18 protein-coding genes and 1 tRNA gene are annotated in these 18,668 nt (G+C 69.2%); 8 read left to right on the forward strand and 11 right to left on the reverse strand.

Annotated elements, in window-relative coordinates:
• Nucleotides 1–31: 31 nt before the first annotated feature.
• Nucleotides 32–1,534, reverse strand: a complete 1,503-nt coding sequence (locus KBY70_RS00215) for a peptide ligase PGM1-related protein (RefSeq protein ID WP_254986943.1) — start codon at nt 1,532–1,534, stop codon at nt 32–34.
• A 60-nt stretch (nt 1,535–1,594) separates the two neighbouring features.
• Here KBY70_RS00215 and KBY70_RS00220 point away from each other — a divergent pair, with 60 nt between their 5' ends.
• Nucleotides 1,595–1,870 carry a SemiSWEET family sugar transporter gene (locus tag KBY70_RS00220; protein WP_254986944.1) on the forward strand — a complete coding sequence of 92 codons (276 nt, stop codon included), beginning with the start codon at nt 1,595–1,597 and terminating at the stop codon, nt 1,868–1,870.
• On the opposite strand, the gene KBY70_RS00225 is transcribed toward KBY70_RS00220, so the two are convergent.
• Nucleotides 1,860–3,932, reverse strand: a complete 2,073-nt coding sequence (locus KBY70_RS00225; RefSeq protein WP_254986945.1) for an HDIG domain-containing metalloprotein — start codon at nt 3,930–3,932, stop codon at nt 1,860–1,862. The two genes, KBY70_RS00220 and KBY70_RS00225, sit on opposite strands and share 11 nt — an antisense overlap.
• Nucleotides 3,933–4,001: 69 nt before the next feature.
• On the opposite strand from KBY70_RS00225, the gene folD reads away from it, so the two are divergent.
• The 4 genes from folD to KBY70_RS00245 all read left to right on the forward strand — a co-directional run bounded on the left by folD (nt 4,002) and on the right by KBY70_RS00245 (nt 7,936).
• Complete coding sequence (gene folD / locus KBY70_RS00230) at nt 4,002–4,880, forward strand: bifunctional methylenetetrahydrofolate dehydrogenase/methenyltetrahydrofolate cyclohydrolase FolD (RefSeq protein WP_254986946.1); 879 nt, start codon at nt 4,002–4,004, stop codon at nt 4,878–4,880.
• Nucleotides 4,881–5,058: 178 nt separating this feature from the next.
• On the forward strand, nt 5,059–5,961 hold the full coding sequence (gene crtE, locus KBY70_RS00235) for a geranylgeranyl diphosphate synthase CrtE (protein WP_094559430.1): 903 nt from the start codon (nt 5,059–5,061) through the stop codon (nt 5,959–5,961).
• Entirely contained in the window at nt 5,958–6,464 is a 507-nt protein-coding gene (locus KBY70_RS00240) for a divergent PAP2 family protein (RefSeq protein WP_254986947.1), read from the forward strand. Before crtE ends, KBY70_RS00240 begins: the two co-directional genes overlap by 4 nt.
• Nucleotides 6,465–6,469: 5 nt before the next feature.
• Nucleotides 6,470–7,936, forward strand: a complete 1,467-nt coding sequence (locus tag KBY70_RS00245) for an ATP-dependent RecD-like DNA helicase (protein ID WP_254986948.1) — start codon at nt 6,470–6,472, stop codon at nt 7,934–7,936.
• Between the two features lie 16 nt (nt 7,937–7,952).
• Here the strand turns inward: KBY70_RS00245 and KBY70_RS00250 are convergent, their stop codons facing one another.
• The 7 genes from KBY70_RS00250 to KBY70_RS00280 all read right to left on the reverse strand — a co-directional run bounded on the left by KBY70_RS00250 (nt 7,953) and on the right by KBY70_RS00280 (nt 15,297).
• The gene (locus KBY70_RS00250; protein ID WP_254986949.1) at nt 7,953–8,666 is read right to left on the reverse strand and encodes a GAP family protein; all 714 of its coding nucleotides are present in this window, start codon (nt 8,664–8,666) and stop codon (nt 7,953–7,955) included.
• A 22-nt stretch (nt 8,667–8,688) separates the two neighbouring features.
• Nucleotides 8,689–9,297, reverse strand: a complete 609-nt coding sequence (locus KBY70_RS00255; RefSeq protein WP_233128437.1) for a histidine phosphatase family protein — start codon at nt 9,295–9,297, stop codon at nt 8,689–8,691.
• Between the two features lie 75 nt (nt 9,298–9,372).
• Nucleotides 9,373–9,621 carry an acylphosphatase gene (locus tag KBY70_RS00260; protein ID WP_254986950.1) on the reverse strand — a complete coding sequence of 83 codons (249 nt, stop codon included), beginning with the start codon at nt 9,619–9,621 and terminating at the stop codon, nt 9,373–9,375.
• A gap of 2 nt (nt 9,622–9,623) precedes the next feature.
• A complete protein-coding gene (locus tag KBY70_RS00265) occupies nt 9,624–11,096 on the reverse strand; it encodes a cobyrinate a,c-diamide synthase (RefSeq protein ID WP_254986951.1) in 1,473 nt (490 codons plus the stop codon).
• 24 nt (nt 11,097–11,120) lie between these two features.
• The gene (locus tag KBY70_RS00270; RefSeq protein WP_254986952.1) at nt 11,121–12,416 is read right to left on the reverse strand and encodes a glucose-6-phosphate dehydrogenase assembly protein OpcA; all 1,296 of its coding nucleotides are present in this window, start codon (nt 12,414–12,416) and stop codon (nt 11,121–11,123) included.
• A gap of 22 nt (nt 12,417–12,438) precedes the next feature.
• Nucleotides 12,439–13,962 carry a glucose-6-phosphate dehydrogenase gene (gene zwf / locus KBY70_RS00275; protein ID WP_254986953.1) on the reverse strand — a complete coding sequence of 508 codons (1,524 nt, stop codon included), beginning with the start codon at nt 13,960–13,962 and terminating at the stop codon, nt 12,439–12,441.
• 162 nt (nt 13,963–14,124) lie between these two features.
• Nucleotides 14,125–15,297, reverse strand: coding sequence for a phycobilisome linker polypeptide (locus KBY70_RS00280; protein ID WP_254986954.1), 1,173 nt, complete (start codon nt 15,295–15,297; stop codon nt 14,125–14,127).
• A 213-nt stretch (nt 15,298–15,510) separates the two neighbouring features.
• On the opposite strand from KBY70_RS00280, the gene KBY70_RS00285 reads away from it, so the two are divergent.
• Nucleotides 15,511–15,981, forward strand: a complete 471-nt coding sequence (locus KBY70_RS00285; RefSeq protein ID WP_094559480.1) for an SRPBCC family protein — start codon at nt 15,511–15,513, stop codon at nt 15,979–15,981.
• Nucleotides 15,982–16,183: 202 nt separating this feature from the next.
• Here KBY70_RS00285 and KBY70_RS00290 read toward each other — a convergent pair.
• Together KBY70_RS00290 and KBY70_RS00295 are read right to left on the reverse strand one after the other, a co-directional pair.
• A tRNA-Glu gene (locus tag KBY70_RS00290) sits at nt 16,184–16,256 on the reverse strand.
• Between the two features lie 37 nt (nt 16,257–16,293).
• Nucleotides 16,294–17,529 carry a histidine kinase gene (locus KBY70_RS00295; protein WP_254986955.1) on the reverse strand — a complete coding sequence of 412 codons (1,236 nt, stop codon included), beginning with the start codon at nt 17,527–17,529 and terminating at the stop codon, nt 16,294–16,296.
• Nucleotides 17,530–17,609: 80 nt separating this feature from the next.
• Here KBY70_RS00295 and KBY70_RS00300 point away from each other — a divergent pair, with 80 nt between their 5' ends.
• Both KBY70_RS00300 and KBY70_RS00305 read left to right on the forward strand, forming a co-directional pair.
• Nucleotides 17,610–18,167, forward strand: coding sequence for a hypothetical protein (locus KBY70_RS00300; RefSeq protein ID WP_254986956.1), 558 nt, complete (start codon nt 17,610–17,612; stop codon nt 18,165–18,167).
• 65 nt (nt 18,168–18,232) lie between these two features.
• Nucleotides 18,233–18,664, forward strand: coding sequence for a cAMP phosphodiesterase (locus tag KBY70_RS00305; protein ID WP_094559478.1), 432 nt, complete (start codon nt 18,233–18,235; stop codon nt 18,662–18,664).
• Nucleotides 18,665–18,668 lie beyond the last annotated feature (4 nt).

Here is an 18,668-nt window from a genome sequence, read left to right on the forward strand (position 1 = left end):
CCTGTCAAGCCAAATCAGTGGCCGAGCCGGATCAGTGGCCGAGCCGCCGGGCCGCTTGCAGCAGTTCGGCTTCGGTGGCGGCATACACCTCTTCGGCTTCCTCGGTGCTGCGGCCGATGCAGGTCATGCCGAGCTTGCCGTATTCCGACAGGCAGCCCAGCAGGTGAAACACGCTGCCGCGCAGCTGGGCCGGGTCGAAATGCAGCCCGGCCTCGGCCACGATGTCGATCAGGTCCACCGGCAGCAGCCCGCGCAGGTGGGGGGCGGTGAGGTTGTCGGTGGCCTTGTAGTGCAGTGCTTGGCCGCTGGGGGCGCGGTAGAGCCCGCTGGCCGGATCCAGGGCGCCGCTGGTGATGGCGCTGAGGGCCATGTAGGGGTGGGTTGTGCCCCCCTGGCGCAGGTTCACCTCGATCGCCTGCAGGTCCCAGCGGTCGTTGAAGCGCCGGGCGATGAAATCCACCGCGTAGCGCTCCAGCGCCCCCTCTGCCGCCAGCGCCTCCCCCACCGCCTGGCCGTGGCGCATCAGCGCCAGCCGGTAGGGCTCGGCCGCCGGGAAGCTGCAGCCCAGGTAGGTCTGGCCGCTGGCGCCGCCCAGCACCTGCTCATGGCTCGAGAGCACCTCTACTTGGCCGGCTGTGCCGGGATGAATCGTGCCCTGCACGCTCGGTGAGCAGAGCTCCTCACCGCCTTCCAGCCAAGCCTCCACCAGCGCTCCCTGGGGTCCCAGCTGCTCCTTCCAGCCGGGTGATGGCATCGGCAGCGCCTCCAGGGCCTGGCGCAACCGCCGGCGGCGTTCGGCACCGCTGCACTCCTCCAGCTGCAGCGGCTCCAGCGCCAGCGGCGCGTTGCCTTCGCCGCTGAAACCCTCATTGAGCTTCACCACGCATTGGCGCAGCTCGGGATGGGCTTCCCAGAGCTCGGCGGTGGCTTCGGTGAGGTCGTCGAGGCTGTGGGTGAGGGGCGAGCCGGGCGGATGGGGCACGCCGCAGCGGGCGAACAGCTCGCGGCTGCCCGCCTTGCTGCCCCAGTAGCCCAGGGCCGGATCGGTGCCCAGCAGCGGCACCTGCAGCCGCTCCGAGAGCTGGCGCTCCAGGTCGCTCACCACGAAGCAATTGATGAAGCTGCGCCCCGGCCGCAGCAGCTCGCTGATCCGCGCCAGCAGGGCCGGCCGCTCCAGCAGCTTGGCGGTAAGGGGCCGGTTGGAGGCGTCGTCGGTGTCGACCAGGTGCAGCCGCCGCCGGGCGTGGGAGGTGGGCACCCCCGGCAGCAGCTCCAGCACCGCATCCACCACCAGCTCCCCCAGCGGTTTGCTGGTGGCATACACCATGCGCACCCCCGGATCCCGCAGCCGGATCAGCGAAAACAACTGGCGCTCCTCGTAGTGGTGGGCGCCCGTCACCAGGTCGATCTGGCTCTGGTCCATCGACAGCGACGGCACCATCAGCACGTCCATATCGGGCCCCTGGGCCTGGTTGACCCGGCTCCACTCCGGCTGCAGCTGGGCCTGGAGCTCGCGGAAGCTGAGCGGCGTCATGGCGGCAGGTGCAGGATCGGGGCCTGTCCACCATGCTGGCCACACTCTGCGCTGCAGCCCATGGCCGCCCCCCTGGTGCCTCCTGCCGTGCGTGCCCTGGGCTATGTCGCGGCCCTGCTCACCACCGTGAGCTTCTTCCCCCAGGCCCTCAAAACCCTGCGCAGCGGCGATACCAGCGGCATCTCCCTGCGCATGTATGGCCTTTTCACCGCCGGCATCGCCCTGTGGGCCGTCTACGGCGTCTGCACCGGCGATGGCCCCCTGATCGCTGCCAACCTGATCACCTTGGTGCCCGCCGGCATCGTGCTGGAGCGCAAGCTGCGCGCTAGGCGCTAAAAGCCTTGCGGGCTGGGATGGGGTAGGGGATGCGGCGGTGACGCATCCGCTTCCACACCCGCACAAAGGCCCGGATCAGCAACTCCAGCTCGGCCCGGCCGATGCCGCTTTCGGCCAATTGCCCGTCGTTCTGGCGGGCTTCCACGATGCGGCGCACCATCTGCTGGGCCTCCGTTTCGCTGGTGCCCGGTGGCAGGGAGCGCAGGGCCGCCTCACAGCCGTCGGCCAGCATCAGGATCGCCGTCTCGCGGCTGCGGGGCGTCGGCCCCCGGTAGCGAAACTGCTCCTCGGCGATGGCCGGATCCCGCTCCCGCGCCTGGTGCAGGAAGTAGCCCATCTTCAAGGTGCCCTGGTGCTCGGGGATGAAGTCGGCCAGGGGCCGCGGCAGCCGGTAGCGGCGAGCCAGTTTCAGCCCCTCGTCCACATGGGCCTGCAGGATCGCGGCACTGGCGAAGGGGTCGTTGAGGGCGTCGTGGGGGTTGCTGCCCTCGCCCTGGTTCTCGATGAACCACTGGGGGCCGTGCAGTTTGCCCACGTCGTGATACAGCGCCCCGGTGCGCACCAGGTCGATGTCGGCCTGGATCGCCCGGGCTCCCTCCTCGGCCAGGCCGGCGATCATCAGGGTGTGCTCGAAGGTGCCCGGTGCCTCCACCGATAGCCGCCGCAGCAGCGGCCGCTGCAGGTCGGCCAGTTCCATCAACCGCGCCCGGGTCACCAGCCCGAAGAAGGTTTCCACCAGCGGCGCCAGCAGCAGCCCGGCCATCAGCAGCCCGCCCAGAAGCAGCGCTTCGCTCAGGACATCCACCTGGGCTGCCGGGCCCAGGGTTGGGCGCAGCAGCCATTGCAGCAGCAGCCACTGGAGCAGCAGTCCGGCGCCGGGTAGCAACACCGCCAGCTGCAGCAGTTCGGCCCGGCTGCGCTGCCGTCCGGCCGCCACCGCCGCCACGCTGCCCACCGCCGCTGCCACCAGCAGCCGCACGGCCGTCAGGGCCGTCACCGGTAGGGGCCACAGCAAGGTGCCCGCCGCCAGCCAGGCCAGGCCGCAGGGGGTGCCCAGACCCTGGGCCAGCAGCAGGGCCGGCGGCACCAGCAGCACCAGGGGGCTGGCCAGCGGCCCCAGCCACAAGGTGAAGCCCTGCATCACCAGCAGGGCACCGAGGGCCAGCAGTGCCTGCCGCGGCTCCAGGCAGGCCCGCCAGCGCCGCAGCACCAGCACCAACACCCCCGCCACCGCCAGAGCCTCGAGGAAATGGCCCAGCCAGGTGAGCGGCCTGGGCCTGCGGTTCACCAAACCGAAGTAATCGAGCACGTCTAAGGCCTGGGGGCTGATCGTCTCCCCTTGGCGGGTGATCAGATCGCCCTGCTCCACCACGATCGTGGGGATGCCCTGCTGGGTGATCAGCGCCTCAATGCGCCGTTGGCTCAGCCCCGGATCACTGCGCAGGTTGGAGTGCCCCTGCAGTGCATTGGTCAGCAACCGGGCCCCCAGGCCCCGCGGCACCGACGCCAGCGGCTCCAGCTGCAGGGTGGCGGCTTGCAGCAGTTGCCCTTCGGCTAGGCCGGGGGCCACCCCCTGGCTGAGCATGCGCAGCTGGGCCTGACGCACCTCCCGCCCCCAGGCGGTGAGCTCAGCCGGTCCCACGGTTTTCAGCCAGGCTCGCTCCTCGGCGGTGATCGCCACTGGCTCCACCCGCGGCTGCTCCGCGTTGGCCTGCTGTTCCACCGCCTGCAGGCCCCTCTCCAGTTGTTGCTGGAGCAGCTGGTTGGTCTGCTGGTCCACCACCTGCACGGTGGTGCGCGGCACCATCTCCTGACGCCGCTCCTCCAGGGCTGTGCTGTCCACCACCCGGGCTGCCTTCGGTGCTCGAGCCGTGAAGGGAGCGCTCATGCCGGGGCGCAGGTTGGGCTCCACCAGCCAGGGCCAGCTGGCCACCAGCGCCACCAGGGCGCACACCAGCAGCACCGAGGCCGTGTCGCGGCTGCGCCAGATGCCGGGAGGCTGCCGCGGGCGTTCCAGCCGCAGCAGCTTCCGCCACAGGGATCGCAGCTGCCTTAACACCATTCCAAAACGCTAGCGGGCCTGCCTGCGGGCGGGATTGCAAGCTGGTGTTGCGCAGCCTTGATTTGCTCCATGGCCCTCCGTCTGGACGGCCGCCAGCTGGCCGGCGAGATAGAAGCCCGGCTCCAGGCGGTGATCGCCGAGCATCTCCCCGTGGTGGGGCGCCCGCCCGGCCTGGCGGTGCTGCGGGTGGGCGACGACCCCGCCAGCGGCGTGTACGTGGCCAACAAAGAGAAGGCCTGCGCCCGGGTGGGCATCACCAGCCTGGGCGCCCATCTGCCGGCCGGCACGCCGGCAGCAGAGGTGTTGGCGGCCGTGCAGCGGCTCAACGCCGACCCCGCCTGCGACGGCATCCTGCTGCAGCTGCCCTTGCCGGACGGCCTCGATGAGGCGCCGCTGCTGCTGGCGATCGATCCGGAGAAGGATGCCGATGGGCTGCACACCCTCAACCTGGGCCGCTTGCTCAAGGGCGAACCCGGCCCGCGCAGCTGCACCCCCGCCGGCGTGATGGCGCTGTTGGCCCGCCAGGGGGTGACGCTCTCCGGCCAGCGCGCGGTGGTGGTGGGCCGCAGCATCCTGGTGGGCCAGCCGATGGCGCTGATGCTCCAGGCCGCCGATGCCACCGTTTCGGTGGCCCATTCGCGCACCACCGATCTGGCTGCCCTCACCCGCCAGGCCGATGTGCTGGTGGTGGCCGCCGGCCGGCCGCGCATGATCGGCGCTGAGCACGTGAAATCTGGTGCCGTGGTGGTGGATGTGGGCATTCACCGCACCGAGAGCGGCCTCTGCGGCGACGTGCGCTTCGAGGAGGTGGAGCCGATCGCCAGCGCCATCAGCCCGGTGCCCGGTGGCGTTGGCCCCATGACCGTCTCCATGCTGCTGGTCAACACCGTGGTGGCCTGGTGCCGCCGCGCCGGCGTCGACCACGGCCTCGGCGATCTGGTGCCCTGATCTGGTGCCCTGAGCTGATGTCCTGACGGGCCGCCGGGTCGTTGCGCGTTGGTGCCTCGCGCGTTGTTGAACGTTCTGTTTCACACATCCAAATCGCTCTGCAACAAACACCCGCCAGCGCTGGGCCGGCGGTTCGCCTGAGAGAATCCCGCCAGGAATGGCCAGAGGCCCAGCCCCCATGACCGCGGCGGTATCCACCTCCTTTGATTTCGCCGCCTATCTGGAGGCGAGCCGCCTACGGGTTGAGGCGGCCCTGGACGGCTCCCTCGGGCCGGAGCGCCCCGAATCGCTGCGGGAGGCGATGCGCTACTCGCTACTGGCCGGCGGCAAGCGGCTGCGGCCGATCCTCTGCCTGGCGGCCTGTGAGCTGGCGGGCGGCGAGAGCGATCTGGCGATGCCCACGGCGGTGGCGCTGGAGATGGTGCACACCATGTCGTTGATCCACGACGACCTGCCCGCCATGGACAACGACGATCTGCGCCGCGGCAGCCCCACTAACCACAAGGTGTACGGCGAGGCCAACGCGATCTTGGCTGGCGACGCCCTGCTTACCCGCGCCTTCGAGATGGTGGCGTTGCGTAGCCCCGGCGTGCCGGCTGAGCGGCTGCTGGCGGTGGTGGGTGAGCTGAGCCTGGCCTCTGGTGCCCCCGGTCTGGTGGGCGGCCAGGTGGTGGATCTGGAGTGCGAGGGCAAGAGCGTCGATCTCGACACCCTCGAATACATCCACCTGCACAAAACCGGTGCGCTGTTGAGTGCATGCGTGCTCACCGGTGCCCTGATCGCCGGCGCTTCCGACGACCTGCTGGCGGCCCTGCGCACCTACGCCCGCGGCATCGGACTGGCCTTCCAGATCATCGACGACATCCTTGATGTCACCGCCAGCAGCGAGGTGTTGGGCAAGACCGCCGGCAAGGACCTCGCCGCCGACAAGACCACCTACCCCAAGCTCCTCGGCCTGGAGGAATCGCGCCAGCGGGCCGATGCCCTGGTGGCCGAGGCCAAGGCGGCCCTGGCCCCCTGGCACGCCAGTGCCGCGCCCCTGTTGGCCCTGGCCGACTACATCACGAGCCGCGACCGATGAGCGCCCCCCTTGCTGGGATCTTCGACAACGGCGTGATGTGGTGGGGGCTGGCGGCCTGCGGCGTGGCCCAGCTCTCCAAGCTGGTGATTGAGCTGGTGGTGCACCGCCGTTGGAATCCGCGGGTGCTGGTGGAAACCGGCGGCATGCCATCGAGCCACTCGGCCCTGCTCACCGGCACCACCGCCGCCCTCGGCTGGGTGCAGGGGTTTGACGGACCCCTGTTTGCCCTGGCGGCCGTGCTCTGTTTCGTGGTGCTCTACGACGCCTCCGGAGTGCGCCGCGCCGCCGGCCTCACTGCCGCCCGGGTGAATGCGATGGGTGACACCGCGATGGCCCCAGTCGATCCCGCCCCCAAGCCCCTCAAGGAAAACCTCGGCCACACCCGGTTGGAGGTGCTCATCGGTGCGCTGATGGGGCCGCTGGTGGCACTGCCCGGGCTGGTGCTGCTGGGTTCTCCGCTGCATCTGGCCCAGGGGCTGGGCTGGTTCACCGCGGTTGGTTGACGCGGTTGGCTGACGCCGCAGCATCGGGCCCCTCCGCGGCCCTCACCGCCGATCAGCAGGCCGCGGCCGCTGCCTTTGCCGACTGGCTGGCCGCCCCGGTTGACGGCACGCCGTTTGTGTTGAGCGGCTACGCCGGCACCGGCAAAACCTTTTTGTCGATGCGCTTTCTGGCCCAGGTGGAGGCCACCGGCCTCTGCTGGACCGTCGTCGCCCCCACCCACAAGGCCGTGGGCGTGCTGCGCTCCCACCTGGCCCTGGCGGGCCTGGCGCCCACCTGGTTTCCCTCCACCATCCACCGGCTGCTGCGCCTCAAGCTCAAGCGCCAGCGCGACATCGAACGCTGCGAGGAGACCGAGCAGACCGCCATGGCCCTCGAGCACCTGGGTCTGGTGCTGATCGATGAGGCTTCGATGGTGGATTCCACCCTGCTGGAGATCAGCCTGCGCTGCGCCCACCCTTTTCGCACCCGGCTGGTGTTTGTGGGCGATCCGGCCCAGCTGCCGCCCGTGGGGGAGCCCGAGAGCCCGGTGTTCAGCCTGGGCCGGGCCTGCCGGGCCGAACTGCGCCAGGTGGTGCGCCACCAGGGGCCGGTGCTGCGCCTGGCCTCGGGCCTGCGCCAGGGGGATCTGCCCTGCCGCCGGCCGCCGCCGCTGCCGCCGATCCGCACCGCCGCCGGTCAGGTGGCCCTGCTGGAGCGGCGTGAGTGGCTCGAGGCCGCCCAGGCCGCCCTGCGCCGCAGCGCCGACACCGACAACCCAGACCTGGCCCGCATCCTCTGCTACACAAACCGCTCCCTCGAGCAGCTGGTGCCGATCGCCCGCCGCGCCCTGCACGGCGAGATGGCCGACCAGCTGCCGGTGCTGCCCGGCGAGGTGCTGATCACCCGCGCTGCCGTGATGGCCCCCGCCTGCCGCGAGGGTGAGGACGCCGCCGAGGAGCCCGACACGCTGCTGGGCTCCAACCGGGAGCTGGTGGTGCGCGATGTCATCCCCGAGCGCTGCGACCTGGCCGATTTCGGCGTGGCTGATGCGGCGGTGATCGACACCCTCACGGCCCGGGTGGAGGCCGGCGACAGCCAGCTGAGCCTGAGGCTGCTGCCGCCCCTGGGCTCGGCGGCCCGGAGCGCCCTCGAGGCGGTGTTGGCCCGCCTGCGTCAACGGGCCAGGGATGCCGGCAAGCAGGAGGGCAAGGGCCTGTGGCGCCGCTTTTTCCTGGTGCGGGACGCCTTTGCCTCCCTCGGTCCGGCCGCCGTTCTCACCGTGCACCGCAGCCAGGGCAGCACCTTTGCTGAGGTGTTCGTCGATGCCGATGTGTTCTGGCCCAGCGACCCGGTGCTGCGCCGCCAGCTGGTGTACGTGGCGGTGAGCCGCGCCAGCCAGGCGGTGACGCTCCAGGCCGGGCCGCCGGCCGCCGGCCCCGGCGCCCTTGCCGAGCAGCAGCTCTGGAGCCAGTGGCTCCAGGCCGATCTCTGATCAGGCCAGCTTCGGGCTAGGCCAGCATGAGGCCCTCGATGCCCTGCCAGCCCAGGTAGACGGCGAGGGCCACGCTCACCAGGCCCACCAGCAGGTCGCCCTTGGCAAACAACCACTGCTTGCCCCGCTCCAGCAGCGGCAGGATCCGCTCCGGGCCGGCCAGTAGCAGGGCCAGCAGCGGCACTAGCAGGAGGCTGGCGCTCACCAGGCTGAACACGCCGGTGGCCAGCACCTCCGTGCCCCGGCCCAGGTTTGCCGCCAGCAGGCTGCCGGCAGTTTTGGCAAACAGAAACAGATCGTCGGGGCTGGCCACCTCAAGGGCCGCGCTGATTGCCAGCAGCAGCGGCAGGGGCATGGCGCAGAACTGATCCAACTTGCGTGTCCAGCCCGGTGGAGCAGCCCCCTCCTCCTCCTTGGTCAGCAGCTCCTTGAGGCCGAGCCCCAGCAGGGCGCCGGCCGCCAGCAGGTCGAGGCCAGTGCGGTGGCTGGTGCCTTTGTCCATCGTCAGCAGCAGACCGTGGCCCACGGTGAGCAGCAGCGTTACCGCCAGGGCCGCCGTGGCCAGCCAGCCCGCCACAAACCAGCCGCCGCGCTGCAGGGGTTTGGGGCCGAGCAGCAGCAGCAGCAGCAGGCCGATGTGCAGCGGCGAGAAGCCGATCGCCAGCCCGAAGGCCGCCAGCTCCCCCAGCAGGGCGCTCAGGCCGTTGGCAGCGGTCTGTGGATCAGCCATGTGGATCAGTCATTTCGATCAGTCATGACGTGGCGGGCACGACCGGGGCATTCCAGCGCACCACCGTGCGCCGCTCCCGTTCATGGCCGAGCACTGAGACGGTGGCGGTGTTCAGATTCAGCAGCGCCCCGCTGGCCGCTCCGAGCCCCAGCCAGGTGCCCGCGAGGCTGCGCAGGATATGGCCGTGGGCCACCAGGGCCACCGCCGGGGCCTGGGGGGCGGCCAGTGATTCAGCTAAGGCGATCACCCGTTGGCAGCGCTCCTCCACCTGGGGGCAGCTTTCGCCGTCGGGGCAGCCGTGGCTCCACACGGTCCAGCCGGGCACCTGCTCGCGGATCGTGGCGGTGGTGATGCCCTCGTAGCGGCCGTAGTCCCATTCCTGCAGGTCGGGGCAGATGCGGGCCTGCGCCCCCAGGCCGGCCAGCTCGGCGGTGCGCCGCGCCCGCTGCAGCGGGCTCACCAGCACGGCAGCAAAGCGCTGCCGGGCCAGCATCGGTGCCAGGGCCCGGGCCTCCGCCTCCCCTTCCGGCAGCAGGGGCAGGTCGGTCTGTCCCGTGTGGCGCCCACTGAGGGCCCATTCGGTGGCGCCGTGGCGCAGCAGCCACAGCTCGAGCTGGGGAGGAGTGTTCACACCGGTGATCTCAGGTTGTGCAACAGGTTGTTCAACACAGTCATTCACGCGTTTGGCACCCCTCGCCACCACGCATCAGCGCTGCACCTCAAACCAGTCGGCGCCGGTGGCCGGCACCTGGTTGGAGGCGACGCTGTTGACCATCGCTAGCACCGGACCCTTCTCGCACCAGATGCGCAGTTCGGTGAGCTCCTGGGGCGAACCCTCCGCTTCAATCTCCACCGAGCCATCGGGGCGGTTGCGCACCCAGCCGCTCAGGCCAAGATCCCTGGCCCGGGTGCAGCAGGCGGCGCGGTAGCCCACCCCCTGCACCTGGCCGCTCACGATCAGCTGCCAGCGTTCCTGCTGAATCTGGGGCTTGGGCTCGTGGGGTTGGATGAAGCGGCGCTCGTCGGCAGCGGCGCGGCGCGCCCGGCTGCGGCGGCCAGGCGAGAGGGAATCACCGGGCATCCAGCCCAGTGGAGATGCAGCCAGCTGGCGTGCACGTTCGGCGCTGTCCATCCTTCGCTCCGGGTTGGCGTCCCCCAACCTTCAAGCTGCCACAGCCCGCCGGTGCTGGCCACAGATTCGAGCTGCCAGCGGTGGAATTCATGGCCGCAGAAGTGCTCTCCGGGCCGCACCAGCAGCCCGCTGGTCGTGGCCTTGACCTCGCGGTAGCCGAGGCTAAGCGCCCCTTTGCGGGCCCGGAAGGGCAGCACCCCCGCCATCGGCTGCAGCATCCCGTCGCCATCGGCCAGCTGCTCGCCCAGCAGCAGCAGGCCGCCGCATTCGGCCACCAGCGGCAATCCAGCCGCCGCCGCCCGGGCCAGCTCGCCCAGGCTGCGGCGGCTGGCCGCCAGCTGGGCGGCATGGAGCTCGGGATAGCCCCCGGGCAGCAGCACCGCCCGGCAGCCCACCGGCAGGGCTTCATCGGCCAGGGGGCTCCAGGCCACCGGCTCCAGCCCCACCGCCGCTAGCAGCTCGCCGGCTTCGGGATAGCGGAAGTGGAAGGCCGCGTCGCTGGCGATCGCCACCGGCAGCGGCGCCTGCTCTGGCCCCTGCTCCGGTGCCTGCTCGGGTGGGCTGGGGCGGTGCTGGCTCAGGCACCAGTGGATTGGATCTTCGGCGCCGGCCTGGGGGTTGGGCGGCGCCAGCAGCGGCTCCAGGCGCGCAAGATCGAGGTGGCGGGCGGCCAGCTCAGCCCATTGCTCCTGGCGCTGCTCCAGATCGTGAAGCTCCCCAGGCGGCAGCAGTCCCAGGTGGCGCGACGGCAGCTCCAGGCTCGGGTGGTGGGGCAGCACCCCCAGCAGTGGCACGGCGATGCTCTCCAGCGCTTCCCTCAGCAGGGCGTGGTGGCGTTCGCTGCCCACCCGGTTGAGCACCACGCCGGCCAGGGTCACCGGCGGCGGGCCATGGTCGCGGAAGCCCCGCACCAGGGCCGCCAGGGAGCCCGCCTGCCGAGAGGCTTCCACCACCAGCACCACCGGCAGCGCCAGCTGGGCAGCCACCGCCGCCGAGCTGCCCTCACTGCTGGGGCCGCGGCCATCGAACAGGCCCATCACCCCCTCCACCAGGGCCAGGTCTGCCCGGCTGCCGTGCCAGTGAAAGCAGCGCTCCACCCACTCCGGGCCACACAGCAGCGGATCGAGGTTGCGGCAGGTGTGGCCGCTCACCCGGCTGAGCAACTGGGGGTCGAGGTAGTCGGGCCCCACCTTGAAGGGCTGCAGCTGCCGGCCCGATCGCCGGGCCCAGGCGGCCAGGCACAGCGACAGCAGGGTCTTGCCGCTGCCACTGCTGGGCGCGGCGATCAGACAGGCCATTCAGGGGTGCTCAGGGCAGCAGGCTCAGGGCAGCAGTTTGGCGGCGATCGGCGCGGCGGCGGCCAGCAGGGGGTTGGTGGAGTCGTGGCCGCCCGACAGCAGCCGCGCCATCTCCATCTCCTCACTTTCCATCGGCAGCGGCACCACCTCCTCGGCCAGTTCCATGCTCGCCATGCCGCCGGATTCGAGCCGCATGCAGCCGCCCGACTCGGAGCAGAGAATCACGCACAGGGGGGAGCCCTGGCTGCTCTGGCAGATCAGCCGCAGGCCCACCATCGCCCCCGGATGGGTTTTGGGCACGCCCACCGGCACTGGCATCTGCCGGAAGCGCACGGTTTCGCCATCGGTGCGCTCGAATTCAGCGCCGATGCCCTGGCCCGCGCCATCGCCGTCTACTGGGTAGGTGGAGATCAGGTGCCACCCCAGCCGGTCGGCCAGCCAAGCTGCCAGCAGCAGCCCCTTCACCGGGTTGCTGCCCTCCACGTCGAGGTCGAGCTGCACCACGTGGTTAAGGGCATCCCGCCGCGACGGCGGGTCAAACACCATCGCCAGCGACTCCCGCCAGCTGCGCAGCCGCAGCCAGTTGAGGTCGTTGATGGGCTGGCCGGCATCGATGCGATCCACCAGCAGGTCGAGGCAGCGGCGTGGATCGCCCAGCGACGAATCCACCACCAGGCGCCGATGGCCGCTGGCCAGGGTTGCCATCACCTCCGGGGCCTCATCGAGGCTGCTGTTCCACCACACCCAGCAGGGCAGGTCGGGGCTGATCAGCGGCTGCACCAACTCCAGGCTCTGGCTCAGGGCGCCGGTGCCGCCACGCAGCACCACCACATCGCCGTAGGCGTCGCCGCCGCTGCCTTCCTCCGGCAGGGGGCAGTAGGCGGCCACCAGGGTTTCAAGGGGATGGCCGCCATCGAGGGTGGGGGCCAGGGTGATCAGCCGCCGCGGCATGTGGGCGCTGATCGCCCCCTCCACAAATTGCCCGCGCAGGTCTTCGGCGTGGTGGTCGCCGCCCAGCTTGCCAATCGCCCAGGCCAGCTGGGGATCCATCGGCGCGGTGCTCAGCGGCAGCCCGCAGCTGATCGCGGCGGCCCGGGCCGCCTCCAGCACGGTCTCGTTGAGCAGGCCGGTGATCGGGCCGTCGAGACGGCCGCAGCGCATCAGCTGCTGCTCCAGCCAGGAGCCCTCCCACACCACCAGGGTGAAGGTGGCGGCTCCGTGGGAACTGCCCAGTTCCTGGCTCCAGAGGCGCTCCAGGTAGCTGGGTACCTCGTCAGGCGGCAGGGCGAGTGGGGCCTGGAGGGTGAGCTGGGTCGACATGGGGGCAGGGGGTGAAAAAAACTTAGGGGCGACGCCAGGCCAGGCCGTCCTCGGCCACCAGACTGTCGGCGGCGCCGGGGCCCCAGGTGCGGGCCTCGTAGGGGTACACCGGCAGCTGGTTCGGGGCGTCTTCGATCAGCTCCAGCAACGGGGTGTACAGCCGCCAGGCGGCTTCCACTTCGTCGCTGCGGGTGTACAGGGTGGGATCCCCCAGCATGGCGTCCGCCAGCAGACGCACATAGCCCTCATCGCTGGGCTCGCCGAAGCTGTCGTCGTAGGAGAAGGCCATATCCACCGGCCGGCTGCGCATGCCGGAGCCAGGGGCCTTTACCTCAAACTTGAATTCGGCCCCTTCATCGGGCTGGATCCGCAGGATCAGCTGGTTGGGGGTGGGGGCACCGCCGGCGGCATCAAACAGGTGCACCGGTGCTTCCCGGAAGGTGAGCACCACCTCGGAGAGCCGCTTGGGCAGCCGCTTGCCGGTGCGCAGGTAGAAGGGCACACCCTGCCAGCGCCAGTTGTTGATGAACAGCTTCATCGCCACGTAGGTCTCCGTGGTGCTCTCGGGATTCACCCCCGGCTCCTGGCGGTAGCCGGCGATCGGCCGGGTGCTGGAGCCGCCGGGTCCGTACTGGCCCCGCACGCAACACTTCCAGGGTTTGTCCTCGTTGGCCAGGCGCGCGGCCTGGATCACCTTGGCCTTCTCGTTGCGCATCGACTCAGGATCGAAGCGGCCCGGCGCCTCCATCGTGGTGAGGGCCAGCATCTGGGTGAGGTGGTTCTGCACCATGTCGCGCAGGGCGCCCGAGCTTTCGTAGTAGCCGGCCCGCTCCTCCACACCCACGGTTTCGGCCGCCGTGATCTGCACGCTGGAGATGTAGTTGCGGTTCCAGATCGGCTCGAAGATCGTGTTGGCGAAGCGCATCACCAGGATGTTCTGGACCGTCTCCTTGCCCAGGTAGTGGTCGATCCGGAAGATCTGGTTTTCCTGGGCGCTGGTCTGCACCACCCGGTTGAGCTCCTGGGCGCTGCCGTAGTCGCGACCGAAGGGCTTCTCGATCACCACCCGGCTGCGGGCGGGATCGCTGAGCAGCCCAGCGGCGGCCAGGGCCCGGCAGCCACTGCCGTAGAAATTCGGCGACACCGACAGGTAGAAGGTGCGGTTGCCGCGGGTGGCCCGCTGCCGGTCGATGCCTTCGAGCCGCTGGCCGAGCCGCACCATCGTGGGCGGATCCTGGAGATCCACCGACTCGTAGAAGAGGCCCGCCGCAAACTGCTCCCAGGCCATGCGGTGCTCGGCCACCTCGCTGGCCATCGCGTCGGCCATGCGCTGGCGGAATTCTGCGTCGCTCCAGGGGCGGCGGGCGCAGCCCAACACCGCGAATTCACTGGGCAGGCGCCGCTGCCGGAACAACTCGAAGAGTGCCGGGATCAGCTTGCGGTGGGTGAGGTCGCCACTGGCTCCGAAGATCACCAGGCATTGGGGCGGAATCACCCGCTCCTGGCGGAGGCCGACCCGCAGTGGATTGGTGAGCACGCTGCCCATGGATGCCTTCGCGGTGCCCATGGTTTAACCGGCCAGGCGGCGCTGCCCACCGGCTGGCCCACTTTGTGATGGTTTCTGTGTGGGATTGGCCAAAAAAAAGCCCGCCGGGGAGGCGGGCTGAGGGGAGGTGGTGACGACCGTTGCCGGGGGTCCATCCCGATATCAATAGGTCTCGACGTGCCAGCGCTCGGCTTTCTTGAGCTGGGGACGCAGCTCGGCCCAGTTCAGTCCCTTGGCGGCGGCGGCGGTGGCCATCGCTTCGTCGATGCCAGGCTCCATGCCCCGCAGACCGCACATGTAGACGTGGGTCTTGGGGTTTTCGATCCAGGAGAAGATCTCCTCGGCGTTCTCGCTGACGCGGTCCTGGATGTACATCCGGCCGCCGCTGGCGTTCTGCTGCTCGCGGCTGATGGCCTTGGTGTAGCGGAAGTTGTCGGGGAACTCCGTCTGATAGCGGTTGAAGTCGTCGTCGTAGAGCAGGTTGGCCGTGGTGGGTGAGCCCATGAACAGCCAGGCCTTGCCCTTGAAGGTCCAGCCGTTCTTTTCGCGTTCGGACGGCTCGAACATGCGCCGCAGGTAAGTGCGCATCGGGGCGATGCCGGTGCCCGTGGCCAGCATGATCACGTTGGCGTCTTCGTCGGCAGGCAGGAGCATCTCTTTGCCCACCGGACCGGTGATCTTCACCTTGGCGCCGGGTTCGATGTCGCAGAGGAAGGTGGAGCAGACGCCGTTGATCGTTTCGCCGTCCTTCTCGTACTGGAGCTGGCGCACGCACAGGGAGACGGTGTCACCGGCCAAGTTGTCGCCGTGGCGGGTGCTGGCGATCGAGTAGAGGCGCAGTTTGTTGGGCTTGCCGTTGGCATCGGTGCCATCGGGAATGATGCCGATGCTCTGGCCTTCGACGTAGTGCAGCTGGGGATCGCCACCCTTGAGATCGAAGGTGATGTGGTTGACCCGACCGATCGCCCCATCCGCAAGCAGGCTGTAATTCTCAGTCACCGTGCCGATGAACGGGTCCTTCGGCTTGTAGAGGTTGACGGGGACGTCGGCGTGGGACACGGCAGCGGGTTTCGAAGGAGCGGCTTTGGCTTTGGGGGCGGGTGCGGCCGGGGCTGGTGCAGCGGCAGGCGTGTCGCCACCGGGGCCGTCGGCAGCCAGCACGGCACGGATCCGACCGCCCTGCTGGGCGATGGACTGCATCAAGCCCTGGAGCTGGTTGTACGGCACGGTGAAGCGACGTTCAGCCTGGCGCTGGCGACCGATGCCGAAGCCCTCCACCACGACGGTGAACATGCGGCTGTCCGACTGGATGGCGCGACCGGTGGAAACACGCATGCAGACTCAGCCACCTCAAAAGCGCGCTGATCATACGGAACCTTTCCGCTGCGGTTTTCCAGGAGACACCGCTAGGTTTGTGCGCTAGCACACTTCGACAGTGCTCCTTTGGCCCAGCTCCTCGCCCAGGCCCGCCCTTCCGACCCGCCCCCCAGCGACCCGTCTTCGGCCGTCGTGAGTGACGCCTGCAGCCTCGACACCATCCAGCAGGTGATGGAGCGGCTGCCCCAGGGAGCCCGGCGGTTGGCGGTGCAGCTGCGGCTGCCCCTCGACCCGGAGTGGCTTTGGGCCGTGCTCACCGACTACGCCAATCTCAACCTCTACATCCCCAACCTGGCCTCCTCCCGCGAGCTCTGGCGTCGGGGCAACCGGGTGGGTCTTGAGCAGGTGGGCACCCAGCAATTTTGTGGTCTGAGCTTCAGTGCCAAGGTGGAACTGGAGCTGGTCGAAGATCGGGACGCCGGCGAGTTGCGGTTCTGCATGTGCCGCGGCGACTTCCGTCGGTTCGAGGGCATTTGGCAGATCGGCCGCTCCGGCGGGGTGACCCATCTCTTCTATGAGCTCACCGTGCAGGGTCGCCCGGGCATGCCGATCGGGCTGATCGAGCAGCGCCTGCGCGAAGACCTGGCCAACAACCTGCGCGGGGTGCAGCGCGAAGCCGAGCGCCGCGCCGCCTTGTCCTGAACCATCCCTGCTGGGCAGGAGGTGCTGTTGGTTGTGCGGATTTCTGTTTGTTGAACAACCTGTTCAACAGCTTGATTGGGGTGGATGTCGGCAAGCGCGACACCGGCAAAAAAATGTCTCTTTGAGAAGCACGATCGCTCGTCAAGAGATCCGGCTTCAGCGTTGCGAAAAGCAACTCTTTGGGCCGTTGTTTGGTTGGTGATACCCCCAAGGGGATTCGAACCCCTGTCGCCTCCGTGAAAGGGAGGTGTCCTAGGCCTCTAGACGATGGGGGCGAGGCCACAACGCTGTTCGGCGTTGCTGTGTTGGAAGCTACGGGTCAGGGGGACCCTTCGTCAAGGCGGGTTGGGCCTGACCGCTCCAGACCGGAACGCTGACGTGGAAACAGGCCCCCTCACCGGGTTCGGACACCACCCAGATGCGGCCGCCATGCACCTCGGCGATGCGTCGGCACACCGACAGCCCCACGCCGTAGCCCGAGGTGGTGCCGGAGGTTTGCGGCAGACGCACCCGATCCAGGAAGATTCGCTGCTGCTCGGCTTTGGGGATCCCCGGTCCGCTGTCGCAGACGCTCACCTGCACCCATTGATCGGTGCGGTGCAGCAGGGTCAGGTGCACCCGGCCCCGATTGGGGGTGAATTTCAGGGCGTTCTCCAGCAGGTTGAGCAGCACCTGGCGCATGCGCCGCTGATCGGCGAACACATCGGGCAGGTCGGCGGGGATATCGGAGATCAGCTCCAGGTCGCGACCCACCCACAGCTTTTCAAGCTCGAGGATCGCCTCGGCGGCCACCTTGCCGAGCGACAGACGCTGGGGGTTGAACAGGGCCTCCCAGCGGGTCGTGCCCACCTCCAGCAGATCCTTGGAAAGTTCCTGGATGTCGTCGAGGCGGCGGGTGAGCACGTCGCGGAAGCGGGGCTCATCGATCTGGCCAAGGGTGTGGCTTTGCAGGGCGAGTTTGGCCGCGGTCAGGGGCGTCCGCAGTTCGTGGGCCACCATCCGCAGCAGCCGTTCCTGCACCCCCAGCCGCTCGATCAGGGTTTCGTTCTCCTGGCGCAGCACCAGGAGCTGGTCTTCCAGCTGCAGCTCCCGCCGGGTACGGCTGCCATCGATCTCGGCGGGCCGCAGGCTCATGCCCAGGCTGGTCACCACCTCCATCTGCTGCCAGCGCGGCAGCCAGCTGCGCAGCTTCTGGGTGATCGCATTGCCGGCGATCACCTGCTTCGGCAGAGGGCCGAGCTTCACCAGGGCCGGTGTGGCCACCAGCCGATGCAGCTCCAGCAGTTCCGGTTGGCGGGCTGGGTCGGCCAGCTCCAAGCTCACCGTGAAGCGGCACTCCTCGCTTTTGAGGAACTGAATCAGGTTGCGCAGATCCGGGCTGGCCAGGTGGTGCTGGGCGGCCACCAGCAGCAGCTTCAAGGCCTGACGCTCCGTCGCACGAGCAGCTGCGGCACTGCCTGCTGCGGCGCTGCCTGCTGCGGCGCTGTTTGCGACGGCAGCGTCAGCCAGGGCTTCGGTGGTGGGTTGCTCGGCCTTCACGTGGTTCACCCTATGGGGATTTGGCCAGACCCGCCCAACCTCGCTATGACAGAGGTAACCAGTGCCGTGCGCCCAAGGGCCGGGATGTCATGAGCATGCTTTCGGATCTCCCCACCCCAGCTCGGCCGCGGATTCAGCTCGACAGCAACCTGCGTCGTTGGTTTGCCCGCAACCTTGGCTTGTGGCGCTCGCGACGGTTGTATTTCTTTGACGACGGCGAGTCGCTGCGCGTCGACATGATGCTGCGAGTGGAAACCTTCAGCGAGCCGGTGGAGGGCGATGCGGCTTATCGCTTCACCTGGTGGCCGGAGCAGGAGTTCGAGTTTTTCGACAAGAAACCCCGTTTCGTGCCGACGGGAACGATGGAGGCCTACCTGTGCGGGCATCAGCTGTGGCGCAGCCGCGGTTACATCTGTGGCACGCCCACCAAAACCCAGATCCGTCAGGTGGACGAGCACGAGCTGATTTTTGAGTCGCACTACCAGGAGTGGGACATCCTTGAACACGTTCGCCTGGTCGACCAGGACCGCTACCGCGCCCGCTCGATCTACTCCTGGAAGGACGGCGCGCTGGAGCTGGCCGAAACCCACCACGAAATCCGGGTGGAGGAGGCCGGGGCTGCGCTCCCGCACGACGCCCTGGCCTGATGCAGCAGCATGGCTGCATCTCAAGACACCCGTTTCCTGCTGTGACCTCCCGCCGTTCCGCTCCCTTGGCTGCCTCCTGGCTGGTGGCTCCGCTGTTGGTGCTGCCCCTGCTGCTGGCGCCGGCGGCGGCCCAGGCGGCCCCTGCCACGGAGGCGGACATGAACCTCTACACCCGCATTGCGGCGGTGAATGTCTGCATTGCCCGTGGGGCCGGCGTGCCCTTTGACAAGGCGGTGGGCATCGCCGGCGAAACCATCGCCCAGGTGATTCAGGGTCAGCACGACGGCGTGATCACCCAGGTGGGAGCCAAGCCGCTCAGCCTCGACGACCTGCGCAAGGGCTCGATCAATTCCGCCGTGCTCGGGGCTGCTGAGATCTGCCCCAAGGAGGTGCCGGCCGATGTGATGGCGAAGGTGCAGGAGGCCCTTAAGCCTGCCCCCGCTGCCAAGCCCTCCCCTTCGAAACCTTCCACTAGCAAGCCCTCCCCCAGCAAGTAATTCC

Origin of the sequence: Cyanobium sp. ATX 6E8 (genome assembly GCF_024346335.1) — a bacterium.
Lineage (GTDB): Bacteria > Cyanobacteriota > Cyanobacteriia > PCC-6307 > Cyanobiaceae > Cyanobium_A.